Raw genomic sequence first — 305 nt, 5'->3', positions numbered from 1 at the left:
AAGCTTTTCTTTGACTACATCGACGGCGGCTCCTTTTCGGAGGAAACCTATCGTCGAAACAGGGACGATTTCTCGCTTTTGCAACTGCGTCAGAACGTTCTCGGCAACTATGCCGAGCCTGATCTGGCGACCGAATACCTCGGGCGACGCCATCCTCTTCCATTCATGCTGGGACCGGTCGGCTTTCTTGGCCTTTACACGAGAAACGGAGAACAAAAGGCAGCCTGTGCCGCTGACGCTGCCGGCATCCCCTTCTGCCTTTCGACCTTCTCGATCGCGTCGCTGGCAGACCTCCGGCAGGCGAC

General features: G+C 57.4%; 1 protein-coding gene. It reads left to right on the top strand.

Annotated elements, in window-relative coordinates; all coding sequences use genetic code 11:
* A partial coding sequence (locus tag AF337_RS26035) for an alpha-hydroxy-acid oxidizing protein (protein ID WP_193393660.1) occupies window positions 1–305 on the top strand: 305 nt, incomplete at both ends.

Origin of the sequence: Rhizobium ecuadorense (genome assembly GCF_001187535.1) — a bacterium.
GTDB classification, from domain to species: Bacteria; Pseudomonadota; Alphaproteobacteria; order Rhizobiales; family Rhizobiaceae; genus Rhizobium; species Rhizobium ecuadorense.
The sequence above is the reverse complement of the archived record's forward strand: the minus strand, read 5'-3'. Positions and strand labels throughout refer to the sequence as shown.